The organism is Ferrovum myxofaciens (assembly GCF_000735045.1).
Taxonomy (GTDB): Bacteria; Pseudomonadota; Gammaproteobacteria; order Burkholderiales; family Ferrovaceae; genus Ferrovum; species Ferrovum myxofaciens.
The window spans coordinates 1-1,182 of record NZ_JPOQ01000400.1 but is presented as its reverse complement, the minus strand read 5'-3'; the positions used below and the strand labels follow the sequence as shown (position 1 = coordinate 1,182).

General features: G+C 53.6%; 2 protein-coding genes. Both read left to right on the top strand.

All coding sequences use genetic code 11. The annotated features are described in order from the left end of the window. Positions 1-272 precede the first annotated feature (272 nt). Positions 273-563, top strand: a complete 291-nt coding sequence (locus IV91_RS0114235; protein WP_031599510.1) for a nucleotidyltransferase family protein — start codon at positions 273-275, stop codon at positions 561-563. Next, positions 560-943 (top strand): HepT-like ribonuclease domain-containing protein, encoded by a 384-nt coding sequence (locus IV91_RS0114230; protein ID WP_031599509.1) that lies wholly within the window; start codon positions 560-562, stop codon positions 941-943. The genes IV91_RS0114235 and IV91_RS0114230 overlap by 4 nt, the downstream gene beginning before the upstream one ends. The last annotated feature ends 239 nt before the right edge of the window (positions 944-1,182 follow it).

Below are 1,182 nucleotides of genomic sequence, written 5' to 3'. Positions count from 1 at the left end.
GCAAGGAGAAGAAAGCAAGGAGAGAACGGAATGGCCCGAAGTCAAAAAATGGTGCGGCCAGCGCGCAGGGTTACCGAGCACTGCCACGGTTTTTTGATGGAGCCGGAACGGTTGGCTTGAAGTGAATGACGCTTTCGGAACTTGGGAACACACGGCCACTGCATGAAATACAGACACAAAGGGATGGCGCAGATACCGGTTAAAACCGGGAAATTCAGACTGGGCTACAATACGATCTTGAAAATCAATCAGGAAAGATCGCCAGAGGCATCATGAAGCCTTCCTTAGCACTCGCCTCCAATCGGGATGCCATCCGTCGCGTGGTAGCGATGCACCGCGCCAGCAATCCTCGCGTATTCGGCTCTGTTATTCGCGGCGACGATACCGAGGATAGCGATCTGGATATTCTGATTGACCCAACTCCGGAAACTTCACTGTTCGACATAGGGGCTATCCGCCACGAACTGCTCCAACTCCTTGGCGTGCCCGTGGATGTGCTGACGCCGAAAGCGCTGCCCGAAAACTTCCGGGCCACTGTGCTGGCTGAAGCTGTGCCCGTATGAAAAAGCTCGACCAGCAGCGTCTGGCCGACTATCTGGGCCACATTCTGGAAGCGATTGGGCGCATCGACCGCTATACCGAAGACATGAGTGAAGTGGCTTTTCTGGAAGACGAAATGACTCAGGACGCCGTGATCCGAAACTTCGAGATAATCGGTGAGGCCAGTCATAACATCGAGGTGCACTACCCGAAGTTCGCATCAGATCACCCTGAGTTACCCTTGGCATTCGCTTATCAAATGCGCAATGCTGTGTCACACGGGTACTTCAAGGTGGATTTGGAAATTGTCTGGAAAACCCTTCAAAACGATCTTTCCGAACTATACCAACAGGTCCAAGGGGTTCTGGCAGACCTGACGCGCGAGAATAGCGGGCCAACCTAAAATCTTTTCGGGGTCAAAGGGCTGGATTGCGGGGTCCAGGTAGTGGGCGGCGAATCGCCTTGATATTGCGTGGTCATAGCCCACTTGGCCATGTGACCACCGGGAATGCTGGGTTGGCGTTGCTTCGTCGCTCATTGAAAATCTCCATGGATTTTGGCCATCATCTCTGCGAGGTAAGCAGTTTTGCGCAGGGCCACAGCGATTTCTTTCAGGTTGTGACCCTGGTCCAGAAGTGGCTG